Annotated in this window: 19 protein-coding genes, 4 tRNA genes, 6 pseudogenes and 1 riboswitch; of the genes and pseudogenes, 9 read left to right on the forward strand and 20 right to left on the reverse strand. The window is 54.9% G+C overall.

What is annotated here, in order from left to right; all coding sequences use genetic code 11:
• Window positions 1–120 precede the first annotated feature (120 nt).
• Window positions 121–297, forward strand: a pseudogene (locus tag FFH21_RS18565) (transposase domain-containing protein); the annotation flags it as partial.
• Window positions 298–385: 88 nt separating this feature from the next.
• Here the strand turns inward: FFH21_RS18565 and FFH21_RS18570 are convergent.
• The 7 genes and pseudogenes from FFH21_RS18570 to FFH21_RS18600 form a co-directional block, all read right to left on the reverse strand.
• Window positions 386–1,003 carry an HAD family hydrolase gene (locus FFH21_RS18570; protein WP_273544631.1) on the reverse strand — a complete coding sequence of 206 codons (618 nt, stop codon included), beginning with the start codon at window positions 1,001–1,003 and terminating at the stop codon, window positions 386–388.
• Between the two features lie 50 nt (window positions 1,004–1,053).
• A pseudogene (locus FFH21_RS18580) lies at window positions 1,054–1,740 on the reverse strand (IS256-like element ISPsy17 family transposase); the annotation flags it as partial.
• A gap of 719 nt (window positions 1,741–2,459) precedes the next feature.
• Window positions 2,460–3,494, reverse strand: a complete 1,035-nt coding sequence (locus FFH21_RS18585) for an IS110-like element ISPsy16 family transposase (protein ID WP_011168770.1) — start codon at window positions 3,492–3,494, stop codon at window positions 2,460–2,462.
• A gap of 110 nt (window positions 3,495–3,604) precedes the next feature.
• Window positions 3,605–4,899, reverse strand: a pseudogene (locus FFH21_RS18590) (Tn3 family transposase); the annotation flags it as partial.
• Window positions 4,875–5,539: pseudogene (locus FFH21_RS30640) on the reverse strand (YopT-type cysteine protease domain-containing protein). The pseudogenes FFH21_RS30640 and FFH21_RS18590, both read right to left, overlap by 25 nt.
• A gap of 196 nt (window positions 5,540–5,735) precedes the next feature.
• Complete coding sequence (locus FFH21_RS31145) at window positions 5,736–5,786, reverse strand: hypothetical protein (protein ID WP_371217836.1); 51 nt, start codon at window positions 5,784–5,786, stop codon at window positions 5,736–5,738.
• Window positions 5,785–7,416: pseudogene (locus FFH21_RS18600) on the reverse strand (putative bifunctional diguanylate cyclase/phosphodiesterase); the annotation flags it as partial. The gene FFH21_RS31145 and the pseudogene FFH21_RS18600, both read right to left, overlap by 2 nt.
• A 149-nt stretch (window positions 7,417–7,565) precedes the next feature.
• Between FFH21_RS18600 and FFH21_RS30250 the strand changes: the two are divergent.
• A complete protein-coding gene (locus FFH21_RS30250) occupies window positions 7,566–7,730 on the forward strand; it encodes a transposase (protein ID WP_111779210.1) in 165 nt (54 codons plus the stop codon).
• Between the two features lie 356 nt (window positions 7,731–8,086).
• On the opposite strand, the gene tnpB is transcribed toward FFH21_RS30250, so the two are convergent.
• The 3 genes from tnpB to FFH21_RS18620 all read right to left on the reverse strand — a co-directional run bounded on the left by tnpB (window position 8,087) and on the right by FFH21_RS18620 (window position 9,498).
• Window positions 8,087–8,425: an IS66 family insertion sequence element accessory protein TnpB gene (tnpB, locus tag FFH21_RS18610; protein ID WP_011169150.1), complete on the reverse strand. Its 339-nt coding sequence runs from the start codon at window positions 8,423–8,425 to the stop codon at window positions 8,087–8,089.
• 70 nt (window positions 8,426–8,495) lie between these two features.
• Window positions 8,496–9,092 carry an AvrPphF family type III effector gene (locus FFH21_RS18615; RefSeq protein ID WP_011169151.1) on the reverse strand — a complete coding sequence of 199 codons (597 nt, stop codon included), beginning with the start codon at window positions 9,090–9,092 and terminating at the stop codon, window positions 8,496–8,498.
• Window positions 9,093–9,102: 10 nt separating this feature from the next.
• Window positions 9,103–9,498: a CesT family type III secretion system chaperone gene (locus tag FFH21_RS18620; protein WP_011169152.1), complete on the reverse strand. Its 396-nt coding sequence runs from the start codon at window positions 9,496–9,498 to the stop codon at window positions 9,103–9,105.
• Window positions 9,499–9,684: 186 nt separating this feature from the next.
• Here FFH21_RS18620 and FFH21_RS18625 point away from each other — a divergent pair.
• Window positions 9,685–10,046 (forward strand): annotated as a pseudogene (locus tag FFH21_RS18625) (transposase); the annotation flags it as partial.
• Window positions 10,047–10,086: 40 nt separating this feature from the next.
• Complete coding sequence (locus FFH21_RS18630; protein WP_041924597.1) at window positions 10,087–10,551, forward strand: hypothetical protein; 465 nt, start codon at window positions 10,087–10,089, stop codon at window positions 10,549–10,551.
• A 289-nt stretch (window positions 10,552–10,840) separates the two neighbouring features.
• On the opposite strand, the gene FFH21_RS18635 is transcribed toward FFH21_RS18630, so the two are convergent.
• Window positions 10,841–10,917 (reverse strand) — tRNA-Arg (locus tag FFH21_RS18635).
• A 315-nt stretch (window positions 10,918–11,232) separates the two neighbouring features.
• Here FFH21_RS18635 and FFH21_RS18645 point away from each other — a divergent pair.
• The 3 genes from FFH21_RS18645 to FFH21_RS18660 all read left to right on the forward strand — a co-directional run bounded on the left by FFH21_RS18645 (window position 11,233) and on the right by FFH21_RS18660 (window position 12,469).
• Complete coding sequence (locus FFH21_RS18645; RefSeq protein WP_004659754.1) at window positions 11,233–11,472, forward strand: hypothetical protein; 240 nt, start codon at window positions 11,233–11,235, stop codon at window positions 11,470–11,472.
• Between the two features lie 39 nt (window positions 11,473–11,511).
• The gene (locus FFH21_RS18650; protein ID WP_002554422.1) at window positions 11,512–11,697 is read left to right on the forward strand and encodes a PA3371 family protein; all 186 of its coding nucleotides are present in this window, start codon (window positions 11,512–11,514) and stop codon (window positions 11,695–11,697) included.
• Window positions 11,698–12,142: 445 nt separating this feature from the next.
• Window positions 12,143–12,469 (forward strand): Arc family DNA-binding protein, encoded by a 327-nt coding sequence (locus FFH21_RS18660; protein WP_002554423.1) that lies wholly within the window; start codon window positions 12,143–12,145, stop codon window positions 12,467–12,469.
• Window positions 12,470–12,647: 178 nt separating this feature from the next.
• On the opposite strand, the gene mgtE is transcribed toward FFH21_RS18660, so the two are convergent.
• On the reverse strand, window positions 12,648–14,090 hold the full coding sequence (mgtE, locus tag FFH21_RS18665) for a magnesium transporter (protein ID WP_002554424.1): 1,443 nt from the start codon (window positions 14,088–14,090) through the stop codon (window positions 12,648–12,650).
• A gap of 324 nt (window positions 14,091–14,414) precedes the next feature.
• Between mgtE and bamE the strand changes: the two genes are divergently transcribed.
• Complete coding sequence (gene bamE / locus FFH21_RS18670; RefSeq protein WP_004659748.1) at window positions 14,415–14,906, forward strand: outer membrane protein assembly factor BamE; 492 nt, start codon at window positions 14,415–14,417, stop codon at window positions 14,904–14,906.
• 43 nt (window positions 14,907–14,949) lie between these two features.
• Here the strand turns inward: bamE and FFH21_RS18675 are convergent.
• The 8 genes from FFH21_RS18675 to ltaE form a co-directional block, all read right to left on the reverse strand.
• Window positions 14,950–15,026: transfer RNA gene (locus tag FFH21_RS18675), tRNA-Arg, on the reverse strand.
• Between the two features lie 87 nt (window positions 15,027–15,113).
• A tRNA-Arg gene (locus FFH21_RS18680) sits at window positions 15,114–15,190 on the reverse strand.
• A gap of 109 nt (window positions 15,191–15,299) precedes the next feature.
• Window positions 15,300–15,390, reverse strand: a tRNA-Ser gene (locus tag FFH21_RS18685).
• Between the two features lie 62 nt (window positions 15,391–15,452).
• Entirely contained in the window at window positions 15,453–15,617 is a 165-nt protein-coding gene (gene csrA, locus FFH21_RS18690; RefSeq protein WP_054088553.1) for a carbon storage regulator CsrA, read from the reverse strand.
• A 50-nt stretch (window positions 15,618–15,667) separates the two neighbouring features.
• Complete coding sequence (locus tag FFH21_RS18700; protein WP_004666928.1) at window positions 15,668–16,927, reverse strand: IS256-like element ISPsy17 family transposase; 1,260 nt, start codon at window positions 16,925–16,927, stop codon at window positions 15,668–15,670.
• 267 nt (window positions 16,928–17,194) lie between these two features.
• The gene (locus FFH21_RS18705; RefSeq protein ID WP_011169154.1) at window positions 17,195–18,427 is read right to left on the reverse strand and encodes an aspartate kinase; all 1,233 of its coding nucleotides are present in this window, start codon (window positions 18,425–18,427) and stop codon (window positions 17,195–17,197) included.
• Between the two features lie 92 nt (window positions 18,428–18,519).
• On the reverse strand, window positions 18,520–21,144 hold the full coding sequence (gene alaS / locus FFH21_RS18710) for an alanine--tRNA ligase (RefSeq protein ID WP_011169155.1): 2,625 nt from the start codon (window positions 21,142–21,144) through the stop codon (window positions 18,520–18,522).
• Window positions 21,145–21,288: 144 nt separating this feature from the next.
• Window positions 21,289–22,293 carry a low-specificity L-threonine aldolase gene (gene ltaE / locus FFH21_RS18715; protein ID WP_004665892.1) on the reverse strand — a complete coding sequence of 335 codons (1,005 nt, stop codon included), beginning with the start codon at window positions 22,291–22,293 and terminating at the stop codon, window positions 21,289–21,291.
• Window positions 22,294–22,506: 213 nt separating this feature from the next.
• Window positions 22,507–22,673, forward strand: a riboswitch (FMN riboswitch).
• A gap of 126 nt (window positions 22,674–22,799) precedes the next feature.
• On the opposite strand from ltaE, the gene FFH21_RS18720 reads away from it, so the two are divergent.
• On the forward strand, window positions 22,800–23,312 hold the full coding sequence (locus FFH21_RS18720; protein ID WP_005746300.1) for a 6,7-dimethyl-8-ribityllumazine synthase: 513 nt from the start codon (window positions 22,800–22,802) through the stop codon (window positions 23,310–23,312).
• The last annotated feature ends 22 nt before the right edge of the window (window positions 23,313–23,334 follow it).

Below are 23,334 nucleotides of genomic sequence, written 5' to 3' on the forward strand. Positions count from 1 at the left end.
CAGACCTGATTAGTCCTGTCATGGAGTTATTGTCCAAGGTCATCGAGCATTCGTAGTGCAGGGGGCGTGTAGTACATCATAAGAACCGAAGGCAGAGGATAATCTAGCGGGCCAGATGCCTTTACTAGACGCTTACGCAGCGGCAAACGGGCGGCAGCAATCATGAGTTTGATCCAGTCTGCACGAATGAACGGACATGATCCGTTTGCGTATCTCAAGGATTTACTGACGCGGTTGCCGACGCAGAAGGCCAGTGAAATCGACCAACTGTTGCCGCATCACTGGATGCCTAGCTGATCTGCGCAAGGCGTACTCCCCGTACGCTTAGACCTGCTGACCGCAGCAGTCGGGCCTTTCGAGCTTGATGAGCAAGCAGTTGCGAACGTCAGCAATTGCATCTGGTGACAACCCGCCAGAGCTTAGGGCGGACACATAACTTAGCGTCCAATCCAGGGAACCATTGTGAGATTAGATTGGGTAGTTCGTCTAGCGAAGTTATAGAAGACTTCGCTGGCATAATGCCTTCGGGCCATGAATGAAACCCTTGAAACCACACGGCGTACATTCCCGCTGCTTTTGCACCTTGGTAGTCATTTATGGGATGGTCGCCTACAAACCAACACTGTTCGGGAGGAAAACCCAGCTGTGCGGCCCCTGCTCGGAAAATATCGGACGCTGGCTTAGCCATCCCAAACGCTTCCGAGCTAATTACCGTGCTAACCGATTCGGCGAAGGGCAATGCGGCTATGGTTTGCCTGCGCGACCTTTCAGCACCGTTAGAAATAACACCAACCTTAATATCCTTGCTTTCTAGCTCTAGAATCAAACCTAGAGCGCCAGGCATCTGTACTGTGGCGGTTGGAAAATTATTCATCCAGTGATCGATTAAGACCTGTGGCACCTTTGGTGCTAACCATGGCAGGTCGTGGGCAAGCGTCTGGCCTACCGCTTCACGGATAGAGGTAAATTTAGATTCAGGAGAAAGGTAGCCGGGGAGTATCAGTTTTTTTGTGTTCGGGCTGGTTAGGGCCTGCCGTCAGGCAGGCCCTTGTTTTACCAGCTCGGTCTGGTAAATCGGTCTCCGTACAGGATCGCAAATTGATTCATTGCCACTTTCCAGTCGTGTGCCGCATGACCCCAGTTGGCGGTGATGTTGCGCAACCCAAGCCATATCAGTTTCGTCGCAGCCTCATCGGTCGGGAAGTGCCCTCGAGTCTTGATGATCTTGCGTAACTGGGCATTGATGCTCTCGATGGCATTGGTCGTGTAAACCACTTTGCGAATGCCCGCCGGAAAAACAAAAAACGGTATAACCCGATCCCAGGCGCGACGCCATGCAGCAACTACAGTCGGATACTGCTTGCCCCAGGGGCCCGCTTCAAAGGCGTTAAGCTCTTGCTCAGCCACATCGGCATTGATCGCCTGGTAGATCGGCTTGAGTGCTTTGGCCAGTGCCCGACGTTTATCCCAAGCGGCATAGTCCAAGCTGTTGCGGATCAGATGCACGATGCAGGTTTGCAGCGTCGTGGCAGGAAAAACCGCCCCCAACGCCTCCGGTATTCCTTTGAGGCCATCCGTGACGGCGATCAGAACATCTTCAACGCCACGAGTCTTGAGGTCGTTGAACACCTTCATCCAAAACTTGGCACCCTCGGTGCTCTCGATCCATATACCCAGAATGTCGCGCGTGCCATCAGGTAATACCCCCAGCGCCAGATAAATAGCCTTGTTGCACACTAACTGTTATCGCTGATGCAGAATTGACCTATCTGCCGACATGGCGTTGCCCCATAAGTATTTAGCCGAAAGTCAGACCTACTAAAGCTTTACGAAATAGAAGCTTGGGTCAGCGAAATTTCGGTAGCATGGTCAATTCTGCATCAGCGGCAACAAGCAAGTTTCAGTTGTAAGGTTTTCATCGCGATGATCATTCCCTCAGCCCCTAATCAGGGGCGATAGGCGACCTCTCTGTAACGGCTTGCATTTGAAAAACGCCGTGCTCGCAATCAATGCGCTTTTCGGCTCAGATTAACTGCGACTGACGGAGCCGTCGGGCTCACATTATTTGCAAGCGAGCTTGCATTCAGCCGCGTCGGCTCGCATTCCATTTGGGGCGAATAGAGAAAACGGAAAAAATCGTACTACAAGGGCTTCCCCATTGAGCACAAGCCCAATAGTTGCTGTTTGACTCAGCTGCATATGCCGGATCGACGTAAGAAGGTGAAGGACTGCGGTACTACAAACGGTCATCTTGAGCTGATCGCTCGGACCCTGATGAAAGACGCACGTGAGGGCCTCGTTCGCTAACCGGGACTGAATTTCCCATACGATTTTTCAGGTATCCCCCACGCAGGTCCAACCCGCTTCACATCAACGACGGCAGTGCACATTGATCCTTTTATCCGCTCATGATCCTCGCCCTAACGCCTTACAAGGTGATCAGTCATGACCTCTGGTGTTTACGCGCCCGTTGGTTCTGCCTGTTCAGGCTTGAACGTGTCGCCGTAATGCAGAACGGCCCAGGCCATCCTCGCATTCTTGGCGGCAATCGCCACGGCCGCACGCCAGTAACCCCGTCGCTCTATGAGGTTGCGGATCCAGCGACTGAGAGGGTCTTGCTTATCGCCCAGGTTGGCCATGACAGATCGAGCTCCAAGCACCAGTAGACTGCGTAAATAGGCATCCCCGGCTTTGGTGATACTCCCCAGGCGCTGCTTGCCGCCGCTACTGTATTGGCCTGGCGTCAAACCGAGCCAGGCAGCCACTTGGCGTCCGTTTCTGAAGTCGTGCCCATCTCCAATACTGGCCACTAAAGCACTTGCAGTGGTCGAGCCAACCCCACGCAATTGCAGCAGCCTACGGCTACGATCATCTTCGCGAGCGATCTGATTGATGGCTCGATCAAGTTCCACCAGCCGATCCTCGATATGGCTGGTGTGCTCCAACAGTTCACTCATGCACCGTCTTGCCCAGCCAGGCAAGGTGTCCAGACAGGGACCAATCTCTTTTCTCAATCGCTCTGGGCTTTGTGGCAGGACCACGCCGAATTCAGAAAGTAATCCGCGCAGTCGGTTGTACGTAGAGGTGCGTTCTTCGATGAATCCCTGGCGGGTTCGATGAAGGCAAAGAGTGGCCTGCTGATGCTCGTCTTTAACAGGGACAAACCGCATGCTGGGTCGGGTCACTGCCTCACAGATCGCGGCCGCATCTGCGGCATCGTTCTTGCCGCGCTTACCCGACATTCGATAAGGCGAAACGAGTTTAGGAGCCATCAACTTGACCGTATGGCCGTGCTCGGCGAACACCCTCGCCCAATGATGAGCGCCTGAGCAAGCCTCCATACCAATCAAGCACGGGGGCAACTGGGCGATCAATGGCACCAGTTGATCCCGCGCAACCTTGGGCTTCACCAAGGTGGCTTTACCAGCCTCATCGATGCCGTGAACGGCGAATACGGCCTTGGCTAGATCGATTCCCACGGTAATAATTGGCATGGACTTCCCCTCCTGTGGTTTTGATGCAGGTTTGACACTTCATCATGGCACTTCGATGCCGATTCGCGACTTTCGCCGCGCCCTTGGGACGGGGAAGTCCCTTTCATTCGCTAAGGTTTTCCGAGCTGTCGTAACGGCCTGAATTTACCGTCTTCCAGCTTGCGGCTCTGCCGCCAAACGTAATCGCCGGTCAGGTTGATGTGCTCCCAGCCCAACGGCGACAGGTACTGATACAGATCGGTATTCACCGGCTTTCCGGCGTCAGTCAGCCCTTGGGTGGCCCGCTCCAGGTAGACCGTGTTCCACAGCACGATGGCGACGGTCACCAGGTTCAATCCGCTGGCCCGATAGCGCTGCTGCTCGAAGCTCCGATCCCTGATTTCACCGAGGCGATTGAAGAACACCGCCCTGGCCAAGGCGTTGCGCGCCTCGCCTTTGTTTAGGCCTGCATGCACACGGCGGCGCAGCTCGACACTTTGCAGCCAGTCCAGGATAAACAGCGTGCGCTCGATCCGGCCCAACTCCCGCAGAGCCACGGCTAGTCCGTTCTGGCGTGGGTAACTGCCCAGTTTGCGCAACATCAACGAGGCGGTGATGGTGCCCTGTTTGATCGAAGCGGCCAGACGCAGGATCTCGTCCCAGTGAGCGCGAACGTGCTTGATGTTCAGCGTGCCGCCGATCATTGGGCGCAGTGTCGGGTAGTCCTGCACGCTCTGTGGCACATACAGCTTGGTTTCTCCAAGGTCGCGGATGCGCGGGCAAAACGAAAGCCCAGCAGGTGCATCAGGGCGAACACGTGATCGGTAAAGCCCGCAGTATCAGTGTAGTGCTCCTCGATCCGCAGATCTGACTCGTGATACAGCAATCCATCGAGCACATAGGTTGAATCGCGAACACCGACATTTACCACACGAGTGCTGAACGGTGCGTACTGATCGGAGATGTGGGTATAGAACAACCGCCCCGGTTCGTTGCCGTACTTCGGGTTGACGTGCCCGGTGCTTTCGCCTCGACCGCTTGCGCGGAAGCGCTGGCCATCGGACGATGAGGTGGTGCCGTCTCCCCAGTTGGCAGCGAAGGAATGACTGAACTGGCTGTTGACCAGTTCGGCAAGTGCCGTCGCGTAGGTTTCGTCGCGGATGTGCCAGGCTTGCAGCCACGACAACTTAGCGTAAGTCATGCCCGGACTCGAATCGGCCATTTTGGTCAGTCCGATGTTGATTGCATCGCCGAGGATTGCGGACAGTAGCAGGGTTTTATCCTTGGCTAGAGCCCTATCCTTCAGGTGGGTAAAGTGACGGGTAAATCCCGTCCACTCGTCCACGTCCATCAGCAGCTCGGTGATTTTGATGCGTGGCAGTAGCTGACTGGTCTTGTCGATCAGCGCTTGGGCGGTGTCCGGTATCTAGTCATTAGATTCTGGAACATCGAAGGCAACTCCGGTAAAGTGGTAGAGAACTCGCCATAGTTTGGATCAAAGAGGTTCACACTGCCTTCGGAGCTGGAAGCAGTGATGGCATGCCTTACACGCTTTCCATTGTTTTCAAAGCACAAGCTGATCAAGCGGGCGCTACCATGGCGCGCAATTTTTGCAATGAGGTCGATTGCCGATCCGCATGAAATACCGAGGGTTCACCTACAGGCTGCAAATCTTGACTTCGCAAAAGGGTTTTGCGCGCCGATATTCGACCTGCTTCTCGCTGCTCCCGCGACCCGCTCACTGAACCTGCTGCATTTTCGTATTGGTTCTGGATGTCTGAAGCATGGTCAAGATCCAGCGCCTCCACTCTGTAACTCGCCTCCCCCTCATCACGCAATCGCAGCCATTGGATTGCCAAGCCCATACAAGATTGACTAGCGTTCGCATTATTCAACGCTGCAATTCTATAGTTAAATACTGCGTCGATATCCGCCTCAGAGGACTCAGCAGAGGACACGTCGTCATCTGAACTACTCAAGGCCTTGGACGATGAACAGCCGCGTTCCACAGATTGGTGAGTAAGTATTTCTAACCGATGAAGACCAGCCCCTGACCTGACCCCCATTCTGCCACGTTGAACGATGCTAGTAGCCTGCTGCTTGTCTTCCTCCGCTGTCGAAAAGCTCTGCTCGAGCCGCTCTCTTGTTCGGCGCGACAACTCAGTGGACCGTAGCAAAAGCATCTCACGCCCGGCTGGAGCCGTCGAAGTAGGCGGTACCTGCGGACTGTTCGAGGGTCTAGCGCTGCTAGTTTGGTCAGCGCTAGGGCGTGCAACTGACTGAGACTGGAGTAACCGGTGCCAAAATCGTCAAGGGAGATACCGCAACCTAGCTGGCGAAACTGGGCAATCGCCTGTTGAACCTGCCCAATGTCCTGCATGACGGCCGTTTCAGTGATTTCCAGATCAAGTCGTGAGGCGTCAAAACCACTGTTCTCTATTATCTCGACAATTTTCTTGACGCTTTCCCAAGTCGCGCAGTCATGGGCCGACAAATTGAACGACAGCTTGATCGGCGACGGCCAGGACAATGCTCGCTGTAGTGCCTGCGTCAACAAAGGGGCGGTCAGCTCGTTGATCATGCCGATCCGCTCAGCAATTGGAATGAAATGCGCAGGCGATACCGCGCCGAGTTCTGGACTGTTCCAGCGTGCCAGCGCCTCGAAAGCCACTGTTTCGCGTGTACAGCTTTCAATGATCGGCTGAAACAAGACGTGAAACTCCGTCTCCAGGTTCGCCCGACGCAATGCCTGCTCGGTTACGCCATCGGCATTAAGTTGTTCACGGTGACTGGCCGAAAACAGGCAAGTGGACCCGGGGTTGTGGTTCTTCCCTTGATAAAGGGCGTAATCTGCATATTCATACAGTTGGGCGGCATTGTCGGCGGTAGCCGGAAACGTCGCGAAACCCAGGGTCGCGCCGATCTGGATCGGTATTTCCGAGAGTTCGAAACCTTCATGTATCAACGTGCAAATGTGCTTGCCAAACATCAGCAACGCTTCGTCACTGATGTCGCCCTTGACGAGCAGTGCAAACTCGTCACCGCCCAGCCGCGATACCTGCACGGTATCGCTGACAGCGCTGATCAGCCGTTCAGCGACCAGCATCAGCAGCCGGTCACCGACACTATGGCCATACAGGTCGTTGACAGGCTTGAACCCGTCCAGATCCAGCACACCCACCGCTAGCCCGCTCCGCTGTAGCAGTGCCTCGTTCATCGCCGTATCCAGTGTCTGGAAAAAATGCCGACGATTAGGTAGGCCGGTCAGGCTGTCCCGATTGGCCAACAACAGGTTCGCGTTGCTCAGTTGTTCAGTCTTGAACTGGGCGTTCACCAGGCTGGTGAAGGCGCGGTACTGATGGCGAAGAATGATCAGCATGCCGATTGATACCAGCACGATACTTGCCGCCGTGGCGATAAACGTGATGTTGTGTGTTGAGGCGAAGAAAATAACGAACGCTGTGTTGACGATCACTGCGGTAATCAAGGCGGCAGATTGCAAATGCATCATGCAGAAAATGCACACAATCACGGTGATACCCATGAAAAACGCCACTTGCGCCTGGGTATAGGCATCGCCATAGGGGTACATCGACAAAGACCATGCCGCAAATGCGGCGGAGATGATACCCACCAGCCTATTGGTGCCGCGCAGCGTCGCCAGAATCTTACTTGAAGCTGGCGGCGTCTGGTTTACCGTAAGCAGCCATTTGCGCGCGCGAATGCCGCACCCGATGGTGAGGACTGTCGGTACCAGCAACGTCAGCCACATCGGGGCAGTTGCCCAATGGGTAACGGCAAGCGCCCAGGTGTTGACCAACAGCACGAAGTACATCAGCGGCAGTTGTCGGGACAATGCGATGTATTGAGCTTGCAGCAGCCGAGGATTATCGGAGGGCACGGACATCAGGGTGCGCAAGGCACCCAGTAGTTTTTTCAGCATTGCAAGGCTTCTCTGTCACTACAGTCAAAGCGCATGTGGCTTGCTGCTCATCATGTGAGCCGGGTTGTAACCTGCTCACCTGTAATGTTCTCGGCAGCGGTAATTAATTCTTTACGGTAAAACAAGACTGAGCACTGGCGCGCTATGATGTGATCGAGAAGGATCACCTTCCAGACGAAACCACCATTCTCAACTTCCGTCGTCTGCTGGAAAAGCACGAGTTGGCGACCGGAATTCTCGGCGTAATTAATTGTAGCGGCTTGCAATCGAAAACAGCAGTGCTCGCATTCAGCGCCTTTTTCGGCTCAGATTAATTGCGAGCGAGCTTGCATTCAGCCGCATCGACTTGCATTCCATCGTTTCCGGCTCACATTAGCTGCAACTGAACCAGCACCGGCTAGCACGTCCATCAAACGAGGGTTTGTTGGACGGTTCGCATGCTTTCTACGGGCTAATCGCCAAGCACCACGACTCGCATCCAAGAACTGAGCACATATTTCAACGTCCAGTTATAAAGGCAAACCGCGAGTTTCTAAACACCTCATCAGTTGCAGATAGCGTGAGCCGGTTGATCGATAATTTGAGCTGGTCGCAAATACCATGAGCTGAGTCGCACATAATCCGAGCCAGCAGCTACGGATAATCGCAACTAATGTGAGCCAGCAAAGGCTCATAAACGCGAGCCAGCGGGTTTTCGATTGCAAGCCGCTACAAGTAACCAGTTCAGTTCCTGGACCGTCAGCACGATGGCCTCGTCCGTCTCATCGGGAGAGGTTTTGAACCGCTCGGACTCCAAACGCTTGAGCCAAAGGCAGAAGCCGTTGCGCTCCCGATAAAGGATTTTCACCCGGTTACGGTAGCGATTCAGAAAAACAGAAAGCACGGGGTCGAACACGGCGACTTTGATATCCAGCTCAACCAGTGCGGCAAGGCCGTCGATGGACTTTCGAAAGTCCACCGGCGTGGGGTAGAGGTACACTTTTTCGACTTTGGCGTCGGGTCGCATCATGAGGTGCTGGCTCCTGAAAAGAATCGGGAGCACAGCATCAAGCTTCAATTGCCGGCTTGGAATGTGGGGTTCATGAGGCGCTTACAATCTTTTCAGCTGGCACGCTTTGTCCTTCAGGTAGAGTGATGACTAACGGGATCGTTTTTTGTCTATCTCCCCCGGCAGCAGAATTATCAAGATAAACTTTCCCGCCTCGATCAATAAAATCACCTAGCCGCATCCGAACATTGATATCCCCATCGCGACTATATGAAGGCCCACCTGTCATTACGTTCAATGAGGGGCCTAGGTCACGAGCCTCACGAATAACTGGCCAATACGCATTTGAGGTCCCTTCAGGGAAGCCGCCATTTGGATTTGGCCTCAGACTCTCATGATCACGAACCCATGTCCTTGAAATGGGGTTACCGCTTACCCTGCCGTCGACAAGAAACTCAGGTGACATCGTTCGGTAAACCGGCGTATCTTTTTTGAAATTAAACATGCGCATAGGATCTTGCCGTTCTAAAAACCGTTTACGCTCAGTAGAGTTTAGCTGGTCTACAGACGTAATACGATTTCCGCCGCTGCTGGCTAGGTTTCCGTGCGACGCGACATGCTGAGGTGAACAGGTATTAGATACTGCTGGACTATATTGGTTGCGACTGGATGATGCACATATGCCCATGGAAGATTCCTCACTTAAGATTGAAGTGGTTTTTTATTGCGCTACTGCTATCGATAAAGTGCTCAAAACTTGCGATCCCCTGTGCGCCTTCGATGTCCGCTGGCAACAGCCGAGCATGCAAAATCAGATTATATTGATTATCAAGACCTAATATCAGGCAGGGTTTTTTTAGGCTAAAGTCATTAGCTTGAAGTAGCTCACGACTAAATCCTTCGTACTTATCTTGATACGCACCAAGAGTGCTATGTAAATAAATACAACCGTCACGTTCCCCATAAATCTTAACGGGAATATCGTCGTTGACCATAAAGCGATAAACCTCATCCTCGAACTGCTTTCCGGGTGGCGTAGGTAGCTTGTAACGCGCTATCAGAGCATCCACCCATCGATCAAAATGTGTTTTCATATGTTTTTCCCATTCGTAGATGACACATATAATATGTGTGGTCGATATTATGGGTTTAGTTCCATAGCGGCATACCAAGATTCCGGGCGGCCCGTATTTTTCGGCTGGATTTAGTGTGGCATTGTAGTGGTCTAATGAAACCGGACACCCATTTAGGCGAGAATGCTCGCCAGATAGAGGTGTCTGATGACCAAACAACGCCGTACCTTTTCCGCTGAATTCAAACGCGAGGCCGCAGGCCTCGTGCTCGATCAAGGCTATAGCCACATTGAGGCCTCTCGCTCGCTGGGAGTTGTCGAGTCCGCACTGCGTCGCTGGGTTAACCAGCTTCAACAGGAGCGCAACGGTGTCACTCCACAGAGCAAAGCCCTGACGCCCGAGCAGCAGAAAATTCAGGAGCTGGAAGCCCGGATTGCCCGTCTTGAGCGGGAGAAATCCATTTTAAAAAAGGCTACCGCGCTCTTGATGTCGGAAGAGCACGAGCGCATGCGCTGATTGATCAGCTCAGTGCCCGTGAATCGGTTGAGTTGCTGTGCGAAGCCTTTGATCAGTTGACCACTACACATAGCTTATGGAGTGGTTAATCCCATGGCGCCGCCCTTCATTGCGATAATGTTTAAGGATAGGGATGCGGCCGTAAAAATATTTGAGCGGTGGCGAGAGCGATTCGGGACAGTAGACAAGGAGGAGGAAATCCACGTAGGCATTGTTCGCCGGTTTTCCATCGAGCATCCGACGCATTACGGAATGGTCATCACCTCAAAGATCCCGAGGGATCAAGGGGATCTACAAGTTGCGATGCTGGCGTCGCGCTCCCTGACCATGGAACCTGCTGATGACGTCAACCTCACAAGGTTTTTGGACGACTACAAGAAGGCTGGTGCTTATCTCTTAATGCCAGTTGTAATGGTGCCTGGGCAACCACCGCAATTCATCGACGGAATCTATCTGCTTAAGAGATCGTTGCAGGTGAAGGACGCTTCCGATGTTGGCCCAAATGACCTAGAAAAAATGTTTCTTCAGCCTCGGGGATTTGGGCACAAGCACACATGACCTGTAAGGGTTTATCTCTGTCAGCCGCCCCTACATGGGCGGCTCAAACGTGCCGGCCAATTCCGACGTATCGAGATCAACTGCAGCGCAAATGACTTTTCAATTGGAATGGAATTCAAAGAAAGTGAGAACGAGCTAGCACCAGTTTCGGAAATCGACCAAAACAACCATGGTTCCTTGGTGGATCTCTCGATAATGAACGTGCAGAGAAGTGGGGACCAAAGTGGGGACTAGCGACAAGGATAATCGAAAAAGCTAACACCAAGTCTCGCTAACCACTTGATAATTATGGTGTCCCAGGGCAGGTTCGAACTGCCAACCTTCCCCTTAGGAGGGGGATGCTCTATCCAATTGAGCTACTGAGACACTGCGTGCCAGCACACCGATCGGTGCCAGCGAGGACGGCGTGCATCTTAGCGGCATGTGCCGCTTTTGTCATGTCGTCATTGCCCTTCAGGGCTGTAGCCGATGTCGCCCCGAAACACGGCTGAATAAACCGATCATGCAATTTGCAATCCCCCAAAAAGCCATCATTGCAAAACGCACTGCACCCGACTTTTTTTAATTCATATGTCATTGATTTAAAAGGAATTTTTATCATTTTCTGATTGGCATGCAGACTGCATTATCAGTATCAGTGAACACATCTCCTCCCAAACGGTCGGGCATAGGTACTGGAAAATGAACAAGACTCTCTCAGTGTTGAATGCGGCAGCTCTGGTGGCTCTGGTGGCATTTCATTTTCATGACTCAGGTGCCAGTGACACGCAGGTCAACGCACCTGCTCCTGTCCATCACCAGATCAGCCATGCGCCTCAGTTGGCCATCATGACTGACCGCATTGCTAGCGCAGCGGTATTGGCCAATGACGATGATGATTCACTTCAGATGCCACGCGCCGAGCAGCGCTGGATTTTCTGAGAGCGTTTGAACCAGCCATTTTTTATAGAGAGAGTAGCCATGTCAAAATCCGCGTTGTCATTTCTGGTCCTGGCGATTATGGCTGTGATCGTTGACCTGTTGCTCCCTGTTCAAGCGCACACCCTGAGCATCGCTGCCAACATCGCTGCAGGCGTGTTCGCCAGTCTTTTTGTAGTAGCGCTTTTTCTCGGCCGTCGTATCAAATTTGACCCTGTGCTTCGCTAATCTAAAAGGCATAGCACCAAAAGCTCAAAACCCTCTCGCTCAACCCGCTTATCGCGCCGAGCACCGCGCTCATATCCTCCAAATCCTCCTTTCGCCCCGCCCTCGCAACCCTTGGTCGGGTAGCTTCGTTTGCGCTGAATTCCGACCTACTCTCAGAGTCAAATGGCCATGATGGCAAAAAGAAGCTCGGTGACGTGCCCGGTTATTCAGGGGCAAATGCGAGGACTTTGCAAATTTGCTCGCATTTCTGATAATTGGTGCTGGCCAAACGCCGCCACCTGAGTCAATATTTGTCACAGAATTGACGCCAAGGATTCGACGTATTACGGCATGATGTCGGCCCCTTGGAACCCCGGTTGAACATTTGGCCAAAATGACTGTCTCACGATGACAATCTTGCGGCCACTTGCTAGAACCGCTTCCCCTGAACTAACCGGTTAAATATATGAGCCCTATGAAACAGGCTACTTATTCCAGCCGCACGGCTGACAAGTTCGTCGTTCGCCTACCAGACGGCATGCGTAATCGCGTGCAAGAGGTAGCCAAGAATCATCACCGCAGCATGAACTCGGAAATCATTGCTCGTCTCGAACAAAGCCTGATTCAGGAAGGCGCACTTGGTGATGAACCAAGCCTGCGTCTTGACAGTCCTGAGCTGTCCTTGCACGAACGCGAGCTGCTGCAACGTTTTCGTCAGCTTTCACATCGTCAACAGAATGCACTTGTTTCGCTGATTGCTCATGACACGGAACTCGCTTCCGAAGAGTCCTGAGACTTGGTGTAACAGACAAAGGCCAGCGAAAGCTGGCCTTTTTCGTTGTAGCCTTTTTCGTTAGTAGTCGTAGGCCTAGTGGCAGTACATGGCAAGCCGAAGACTTCGTCAGGGCATAAAAAAACCGCCTGATCATGGCGGTTTTTTTATTTTAAGAGCCTATCTTGAAACAGAAAGCTTAGAGCAGAAAGATCGTCGCCAACCCCAGGAAGATGAAGAAACCGCCGCTGTCGGTCATCGCCGTAATCATGACGCTTGCCCCCATGGCAGGGTCTCGCCCCAGGCGCGCCAGCGCCATAGGGATGGAAACGCCCATCAGCGCCGCCAGCAGCAGATTGAGCGTCATGGCTGCGGTCATGACCACGCCTAGCGACCAACTGCCGTACAGCATGTAGGCAACCACGCCGATCACCCCGCCCCAGAGCAAACCATTGATCAAGCCGACAGCCAATTCCTTGCGCAGCAAGCGGGCGGTATTACCGGTATTGACCTGATCCAGCGCCATCGCGCGCACGATCATGGTGATGGTCTGATTACCTGAGTTGCCACCAATCCCGGCCACGATAGGCATCAGCGCAGCGAGCGCCACCAGCTTCTCGATGGAGCCTTCGAACAGGCCGATCACGCGCGAAGCCAGGAATGCCGTCACCAGATTGACTGCCAGCCAGGCCCAACGGTTGCGCAGGGAACGCCATACCGAAGCGAAAATATCTTCTTCTTCGCGCAGACCCGCCATGTTGAGAACTTCGCTTTCGCTCTCCTCACGAATCAGGTCGACCATTTCATCGATGGTCAGACGGCCGATCAGCTTGCCGTTCTTGTCCACCACCGGCGTAGAGATAAGGTCGTAACGCTCGAAGGCCTGTGCCGCATCGTAGGCATCGTCTTCCGGGTGAAAGCTGACCGGGTCGTTGGCCATGACTTCGCCAACCTGCTTCTCCGGATCATTGACCAGCAGGCGCTTGATCGGCAGCACGCCCTTGAGCACGCCTTCGGAGTCGACCACAAACAGTTTGTCGGTGTGGCCCGGCAGCTCTTTCAACCTGCGCAGGTAGCGCAGTACGACTTCAAGGCTGACGTCCTCACGGATCGTCACCATCTCGAAGTCCATCAGCGCACCGACCTGATCCTCGTCATAGGACAAAGCCGAACGGACACGCTCACGCTGTTGTGAATCCAGTGCCTCCATAAGCTCGTGAACGACATCACGGGGCAACTCGGGAGCAAGGTCAGCCAGTTCGTCGGCGTCCATGTCCCGTGCCGCCGCGAGCAACTCGTGATCATCCATGTCGGCGATCAGGGTTTCACGAACGGAATCGGATACTTCAAGAAGAATGTCGCCATCGCGCTCAGCCTTGACCAGCTGCCATACGGTCAGACGATCTTCCAGAGGCAGGGCTTCGAGGATATAAGCGACGTCGGCAGAGTGAAGGTCTTCGAGCTTGCGTTGCAACTCGACGAGGTTCTGCCGGTGAACCAGGTTTTCTACACGGTCCTGATGCTGACCTTCCTGACGATGGGTCAGGTCTTCAACAATACGCTGGCGCTGCAGCAGATCGACAACCTGAGCCAGGCGATCCTGCAAGCTTTCCTGCGTTTTTTTTACTTCTCTTTCGGTCATAGGCGAACTCCACTCCCAGCAGCGGAGCACGCCGGGAGATCAATCAATTAATTCATGATTGTTGAAAAACATTATTGAGTAACGACTGGGTAAGTCCATGGAGGTGTTCCACAAGCCCCGGCGGAGCTGACGGGCGCAATGATACACCGCTTTTAGAGAAGCGCATGCGAGAAATTCGACCTATAACAACCGTTTGCAGCACAAACCTGTAAAACTCTGTGAGCTGGCCCGGCCTCAACGTCACATTCAGCCAAGAAAACCTGCTCGCCGCCTCCAGAGGCTGCGGCTAGGCTTGCACGACACCCTGTCATGGAGGACTTGAGCATGCGCACAGCCGTTCATCTATCCCTGTGGAGCGCTCTACTCTGCGCTCCTGCACCGGCGACCGCCAGCACTGTTCATCGCTGCGAAGACGCTTCCGGAAAAATCATGTTCACCACTCTCGGCTGCCCCGAAGGTCACAGCACCAGCATGCAAAGGGCCTTCAATGCGCCACCGGGAACCAACATCGGGTTACTCCCGCCCGCAAACCTTTCAGCGCCAACACGCAAGAAGCCCGCGAGCCAGGAACTGGTCGTGGTCGGCACGCGCGATGATGGTTGCGGCAACCGCCTGAGCGCCGAACAGCGTCGGGCAGCTATCATCAACCAGCGCACACCTCCCGGCATGACTATGCGTGATGTCGAGAGCCTGCTGGGGCGTCCGGACAAAATCACCAACCGTAATGGCGAATTGCATTACGTGTACAACCAGAAAAAGGGCCGCAGCAACAATGTGACATTCGACGGGAACGGATGCGTTAAAGGAAAACGCTAGAAAGCAAAAAGCCCACATCTTTCGATGTGGGCTTTTCGTTGTATGGTGCACTCGACAGGATTCGAACCTGTGACCGCTCGGTTCGTAGCCGAGTACTCTATCCAGCTGAGCTACGAGTGCATTGGTGTTTTTAGACCAGATCACCTCTGGTTGAAGCCAGTTATCGGAAACCTTGTAATTGCTTACAACTCTTCAAACAACTTTAAATGGTGCACTCGACAGGATTCGAACCTGTGACCGCTCGGTTCGTAGCCGAGTACTCTATCCAGCTGAGCTACGAGTGCATGTGTTGGTGCCGCGCATTATAGGTCGTAATATTGTTTAGTCAAGCACTTTTTCTAGTAAATTCAACAACTTACCGATCAAGCCCAATCTTACGCACTACATAAATAATGGCGGAGAACGGGGGATTCGAACCCCCGACACCCTTTTGAGGTGTACTCCCTTAGCAGGGGAGCGCCTTCGGCCACTCGGCCAGCTCTCCGCAACACGGGGCGTATAATAACCACCCTTTTCCCCGTTTGCAAACCAAAAATTCAATAAAAATTAATGGCTTGGTTCTTCGTCCTTCTCTTTCTTGATGCGAAGGTAAATCTCTTCACGATGGACAGCGACTTCCTTGGGCGCATTGACACCAATACGCACCTGATTACCCTTCACTCCGAGCACGGTCACGGTAATCTCACCGTCACCAATGATCGGGAGTATCAGTTTTTTTGTGTTCGGGCTGGTTAGGGCCTGCCGTCAGGCAGGCCCTTGTTTTACCAGCTCGGTCTGGTAAATCGGTCTCCGTACAGGATCGCAAATTGATTCATTGCCACTTTCCAGTCGTGTGCCGCATGACCCCAGTTGGCGGTGATGTTGCGCAACCCAAGCCATATCAGTTTCGTCGCAGCCTCATCGGTCGGGAAGTGCCCTCGAGTCTTGATGATCTTGCGTAACTGGGCATTGATGCTCTCGATGGCATTGGTCGTGTAAACCACTTTGCGAATGCCCGCCGGAAAAACAAAAAACGGTATAACCCGATCCCAGGCGCGACGCCATGCAGCAACTACAGTCGGATACTGCTTGCCCCAGGGGCCCGCTTCAAAGGCGTTAAGCTCTTGCTCAGCCACATCGGCATTGATCGCCTGGTAGATCGGCTTGAGTGCTTTGGCCAGTGCCCGACGTTTATCCCAAGCGGCATAGTCCAAGCTGTTGCGGATCAGATGCACGATGCAGGTTTGCAGCGTCGTGGCAGGAAAAACCGCCCCCAACGCCTCCGGTATTCCTTTGAGGCCATCCGTGACGGCGATCAGAACATCTTCAACGCCACGAGTCTTGAGGTCGTTGAACACCTTCATCCAAAACTTGGCACCCTCGGTGCTCTCGATCCATATACCCAGAATGTCGCGCGTGCCATCAGGTAATACCCCCAGCGCCAGATAAATAGCCTTGTTGCACACTAACCCCTCGTCCCGGATTTTGACCCGTAACGCATCGAAGAAGATCACCGGATACATCGGTTCCAAGGGTCGTTGCTGCCAAGCGCCCACCTCTTCCATGACCGCATCGGTGACTGAGCTGATGAAGTCATGGGACACGTCAGTTCCATACTGCTCAGATAGAAAAGCGCGGATCTCACGCACCGTCATGCCCCGGGCGTACATGGCAATTATCTTGTCGTCGAAGCCTGTAAAACGTCGTTCGTGCTTGGGAATCAGGATCGGGGCGAAGCTACCATCGCGGTCTCTGGGGATATCCAGGCGAAGCGGCCCGTCGTCGGTCAGAACCGTCTTGCTGCTTTTGCCATTGCGCTGATTGGTCGACTCCTCAGGGCGCTCCGCGCCCTGAGGATAACCAAGGTGGTGACCCAGCTCGGCGCCTAGCGCACGCTCGATCAGAGCCTTCTTGAACGCCATGGACGCGTCTTGAATGGCTTCGGCGCTCATCGGGCCTTTAACAAACTGCTCGATCAGCTCTTGGGGAATCGAGGGCAACTCCCTCGCTGTTGCATTGGCGGACTTCTTTTTGGTCGGCATACATGCACCTCTAGCTACATGTTATGCCCGAACACAAAATTTCTGACAGTCTCCAATGATCAGGCTTTCCGCGCACCGACGAGTCAGAATCAGCATACTTTTCTCCTTACGCCTTTATTCAGGGACAACAGTCTGCAAACCAGTAGGCATCGACCTGTAGCACAAGGCCACAACCCTTACCTGTGTATCGACTAACGCAAAGAAAACCATAGCCTTTCTGCGCAGCACCCGAAAGACGCGGTCAGACCGCGCCCTTCGACGACAGGATCACTCACCCTGCCGCGGAGCATCCAGCTCAAAAGCCGTGTGCAACGCGCGCACAGCCAACTCCAGATACTTCTCTTCGATGACCACGGAAACCTTGATTTCCGACGTGGAGATCATCTGTATATTGATACTTTCCTTGGCCAATGCTTCAAACATACGGCTGGCAACGCCTGCATGCGAGCGCATGCCGACACCGACAATGGACACCTTGGCGATCTTGGTATCGCCGAACACTTCACGAGCGCTGATCTCACGTGCGGTGGACTCAAGCACCTGCAAGGCCGCCTGATAGTCGTTGCGATGGATCGTGAAGGTGAAATCGGTGGTGTTATCGTGCGAAACATTCTGCACGATCATGTCGACTTCGATATTGGCCGCGCTGATCGGGCCGAGAATCTTGAACGCTACGCCGGGGGTGTCTGGCACACCACGGATGGTCAGCTTGGCTTCATCGCGGTTGAAGGCGATGCCGGAAATGATCGGCTGTTCCATGGATTCCTCTTCATCGATTGTAATGAGGGTGCCCGGCCCCTCTTTGAAGCTGTGCAAAACGCGCAGCGGGACGTTGTATTTGCCGGCGAACTCGACCGCTCGGATCTGCAGCACCTTGGACCCGAGGCTGGCCATTTCCAGCATCTCTTCGAAGGTGATCTTGTCGAGGCGCTGAGCCTGCGACACGACACGCGGGTCGGTGGTGTACACACCATCGACGTCAGTGTAGATCTGGCACTCGTCAGCTTTCAGCGCTGCGGCCAGCGCAACACCGGTAGTGTCCGAGCCACCACGGCCGAGGGTGGTGATGTTGCCGTGCTCATCGACGCCCTGGAAGCCGGCGACCACCACCACACGACCGGCTTTCAGGTCGGAGCGGATCTTCTGGTCGTCGATCTGCAGGATGCGCGCCTTGTTATGCGCGCTGTCGGTAAGGATACGGACCTGATTGCCGGTGTAGGACACCGCAGGCACGCCACGCTTCATCAGCGCCATCGCCAGCAGCGCGATGGTGACCTGCTCGCCAGTGGAAACGATCACGTCCAGTTCACGGGGAACCGGCTGATCACTGATCTGCCTGGCCAGCTCGATCAAACGGTTGGTTTCGCCGCTCATGGCCGACAGCACGACCACAAGGTCGTCTCCAGCCTCACGGAATTTCTTGACCTTGTCGGCCACCTGCTCGATGCGCTCTACAGAGCCCACCGAGGTGCCGCCAAATTTCTGTACGATTAAAGCCATCTCAAAGCCGCCTCAGAACCCGTTAAGAGCACCCATTAACCCATTCAAACCTTGCAAGGCCTGTCGGCAATCGACAGGCCTGCAGACTCGACTCAGATACCCTGCTCTACAAAAGGAACGGCCAGTGCCAGCGCTGAGTCCAGCGCACCGGCATCGACACCACCGCCTTGAGCCATATCAGGACGCCCACCGCCTTTACCACCGACAGCGGCAGCCGCCTGCTTCATCAAATCACCGGCTTTGAGTTGGCCAGTCAGGTCCTTGGTCACGCCTGCGACCAAGACAACCTTGTCCTCATGAACACTGCCGAGCAGGATCACTGCGCGGCCGAGCTTGTTCTTCAACTGGTCGACAAGCGCCAGCAGCGCCTTGCCGTCCTGGCCATCCAGGCGCGTAGCCAGAACCTTGACCCCTTTGACATCCAGCGCGGCAGCCGACAGGTCGTCGCCGGCGGCACTGGCTGCCTTGGCTTGCAGTTGTTCCAGTTGTTTTTCCAGCAGACGGTTGCGCTCAAGCACAGCCGTCAGCTTGTCCAGCAGGTTGTCGCGGTTGCCTTTGACCAGCGTCGCGGCTTCCTTGAGTTGATCTTCGGCCGCATTCAGCCAGGCCAGCGCAGCAGCACCGGTAACCGCCTCGATACGCCGCACACCTGCAGCGACACCGCCTTCACTGACGATCTTGAACAGCGCGATGTCACCGGTGCGGCTGGCGTGAATGCCACCACACAGCTCGACGGAAAACTCGCCGCCCATGCTCAGTACGCGAACACTGTCGCCGTACTTTTCGCCGAACAGCGCCATGGCGCCCTTCTTCTTCGCCGTGTCGATATCGGTTTCTTCGGTCATTACCTCGGTGTTCTTGCGAATCTCGGCGTTGACTATATCTTCCAGCGCACGCAGTTGCTCGGGCTTGATCGCCTCGAAATGGCTGAAGTCAAAGCGCAGGCGCTGACTGTCGACCAGCGAGCCTTTCTGCTGAACATGCTCACCCAGCACCTGACGCAATGCGGCGTGCAGCAAGTGAGTGGCCGAATGGTTCAATTTGGTTGCATCGCGAACTTCATCGGCCACCTGTGTTTCAACCTGTGCGCCGACGCTCAGGCTGCCGGAGGCCACAACACCGTGGTGCAGGAACGCACCGCCAGTCTTGGTGGTGTCACTGACATCAAAACGCACATCACCGGCATGCAGGAAACCACTGTCGCCGATCTGACCGCCCGATTCGGCATAGAACGGGGTAGTGTCGAGAATCACCACGCCCTCTTCGCCTTCATTCAGGTGAGTGACCGACTGACCTTCTTTATACAGCGCCACAACGCTGGCGCTGCCAGTCGTTGCAGAGTAACCGGTGAACTGCGTGGCGACGTCGACCTTGACCAGGCTGTTGTAGTCCATGCCAAACGAGCTGGCTGAACGGGCGCGCACGCGCTGGGCGTCCATTTCACGCTCGAAGCCGGCTTCGTCCAGGGTCAGATTGCGCTCGCGGGCGATGTCACCCGTCAGGTCCATCGGGAAACCGTAGGTGTCATACAGCTTGAACACGACTTCACCCGGCACCACGGTGCCCTTGAGGTCAGCCAGATCCTGTTCGAGAATTTTCAGACCCTGTTCAAGGGTCTTGGCGAACTGTTCCTCTTCACCTTTCAGCACGCGCTCGATATGCGACTGCTGTTGCACCAGCTCAGGGAACGCAGAGCCCATTTCGGCCACCAGCGCAGCAACGATCTGGTAGAAGAAACTGCCTTTGGCACCCAGCTTGTTGCCGTGACGGCAGGCGCGCCGAATGATGCGGCGCAGCACATAGCCACGACCTTCGTTGGAAGGCAGCACGCCGTCCGCGATCAGGAAACCGCACGAGCGGATGTGGTCCGCCACGACCTTCAGCGAAGCCTGGTTGTCATTGCTGCAACCAATGGCCTTGGCCGACGCAGCCAGCAGGCTCTGGAACAGGTCGATTTCATAGTTGGAATGTACGTGTTGCAGAACGGCACTGACACGTTCAAGCCCCATACCGGTATCGACCGAGGGCGCCGGCAGCGGGTGCAACACGCCATCAGCCGTACGGTTGAACTGCATGAATACGTTGTTCCAGATTTCGATGTAACGGTCACCGTCTTCTTCCGGCGAGCCTGGCGGGCCGCCCCAGATTTCCGGGCCGTGATCGAAGAAAATCTCGCTGCAAGGACCGCATGGCCCGGTATCGCCCATCGTCCAGAAGTTATCGGAGGCGTAAGGCGCGCCTTTGTTGTCGCCGATACGAACCATGCGCTCGGCAGGCACGCCGATCTCTTTGGTCCAGATGTCGTAGGCTTCGTCGTCGGTCGCGTAGACCGTGACCCAAAGCTTTTCCTTGGGCAGGTTCAGCCATTTCTCGGAGGTCAGGAAGGTCCAGGCGTAGGTAATGGCATCACGCTTGAAATAGTCACCGAAGCTGAAGTTGCCCAGCATTTCGAAAAAAGTGTGGTGACGAGCGGTATAGCCGACGTTTTCCAGGTCGTTGTGCTTGCCACCGGCACGCACGCATTTCTGACTGGTAACGGCGCGGGTGTAGGCGCGTTTTTCCTGGCCCAGGAAGCAATCCTTGAACTGGTTCATGCCTGCGTTAGTGAACAGCAGGGTTGGGTCATTGCCCGGAATCAAGGAGCTTGAAGCAACACGGGTGTGGCCTTGCTCTTCGAAGAAGCCAAGGAAGGCTTCACGGATTTCTGCGCTTTTCATAGGTTCTTCCACGGAGACTGCGGCCAGAGGCAAGTGCAAAACGTCAAATGACGTAGCGACGGCAAAGGGCCGCATTATATAGGCGTTGCGCCCTCGGTACAGTGTGTTTGTGCGATAGAAACAAGTAACTGGATTATCGTGATCTCATGAGTGTTCAAAGGCTGCAAATGCAGCGATGACCTGTTCAACCTGCGCACGCGACACATTCAGATGGGTCACCATGCGCAGCCGCGCTGCGGCTGTGAGCACGATGCCACGCTCGGCGCAGAACGCCTTGAGTGCTGCAGCGCGCTCACCAATCTGCACGTAGACCATGTTGGTCTGCACCGGCTCGACAGCGTAGCCGAGCCCGCTCAGGCCTTCGGCCAGAAACGCAGCATTGGCATGGTCATCCGCCAGCCGCTCGACCTGATGATCCAGCGCGTAGAGCCCTGCGGCAGCCAGCCCTCCGGCCTGACGCATGCCGCCACCGAGCATCTTGCGCAAGCGACGCGCTCTGGCGATCAACGGCTGCGATCCGCACAGCACCGAGCCGATCGGTGCGCCCAGGCCCTTGGAAAGGCACACCGATACCGAATCGAAGTGCCGGGTAATCTCGCGGACATCGACGCCCAGCCTGACCGATGCGTTATACAGCCGTGCGCCGTCCAGATGAAGGGCGAGGCCTTTTTCCAGCGTCAGTGTGCGTGCGGCGGCCAGGTATTCCAACGGTAGCACCTTGCCCTGCATGGTGTTTTCCAGGGCCAGCAGGCGTGTGCGGGCGAAGTGAAAGTCATCGGGTTTGATGGCGTCGAGCACCTGCTGCAGGTCAAGGGAGCCATCGGCCTGCACCTCCAGTGGCTGTGGCTGGATGGAACCCAGCACGGCTGCACCGCCGCCTTCGTACTTATACGTGTGGGCCTGCTGGCCAACGATGTATTCATCGCCACGCTCACAGTGCGCCATCAGTGCCAGCAGATTGCTCATGGTGCCTGACGGGACAAACAGCGCGGCATCAAACCCGAGGCGCTCGGCGAGCGTCGCTTCGAGCAGGTTGACGGTGGGGTCCTCACCATAGACGTCATCGCCGACGGGCGCACGCGCCATGGCATCCCGCATACCGGGCGTAGGCAGAGTCACTGTGTCGCTGCGCAGATCGATGACAGTCACGAAAAAAACTCCCTGAAGTTGAAGATCGATAATGCATGCAACCTTTGGCTTGCAACAAGGCATTACTGAGGCCACAGCACATGATAATCAAGCGTCGTCACTCTCGATACTCTGCGCCCTTATAAGAAAAAGGTAGGTGCACCGTACGAAAGTGTCCATGCATGATCCGGCGAACTGTGATAAAAATCCTGCACCGGCCACGTAAAGTGCCGGCAACGTTCTCAGGGCGGGGTGCAATTCCCCACCGGCGGTAATGGCGCGCAATGCGTCTAGCCCGCGAGCGCTTGGGGGTCGCAGCTTTGGCTGGCGATCGGCAAGGTCAGCAGACCCGGTGTGATTCCGGGGCCGACGGTCATAGTCCGGATGAAGAGAGAGCGGGATTGGTGTCAGCAAGAACGTCTGCAAAACCTCATCATGAACGACATCGTTCAGGAGGCTTTCCTACGCGACTTGAATCCCTTTCGATCCAAACGCCCTGTTTTTTCCATAAACAGGAGTCAGAACACGTGCAACCTACTGCAATCGACAGCAAAAGCAAAAGCCACCCGAACGAACGCGTCGCCTTCATCCAGGCCTGCTGGCACAAGGATATCGTCGATCAAAGCCGTAAAGGTTTTATCGCCGAGATGGCCAATCATGGCTATGCGGAAAGTGACATCGACATCTTTGAAGTGGGCGGTGCCTTCGAAATTCCGCTGCATGCAAAACTGCTGGCCAATACCGGCCGTTACGCTGGCATCGTCGGCGCTGCACTGGTAGTGGACGGCGGCATCTATCGCCATGAATTCGTTGCGCAGTCAGTGGTCAGCGCGCTGATGCAGGTCCAGCTGGAAACCGAAGTACCGGTGTTTTCCGTGGTCCTGACACCGCACCACTTCCATGCGGGCGAAGAACATCAGAAGTTCTTCTTTGATCACTTCTCGCACAAAGGCGAAGAAGCGGCCAAAACCTGCGCTGACACCTTGAACAAGGTACGCAGCCTGCGCCGTCTGGACGCACAGCAGAAAGCGGCCTGCTAAGACGAAGCATCGGTAGGTGTTC

Source organism: Pseudomonas sp. KBS0707 (assembly GCF_005937945.2).
Lineage (GTDB): Bacteria > Pseudomonadota > Gammaproteobacteria > Pseudomonadales > Pseudomonadaceae > Aquipseudomonas > Aquipseudomonas amygdali.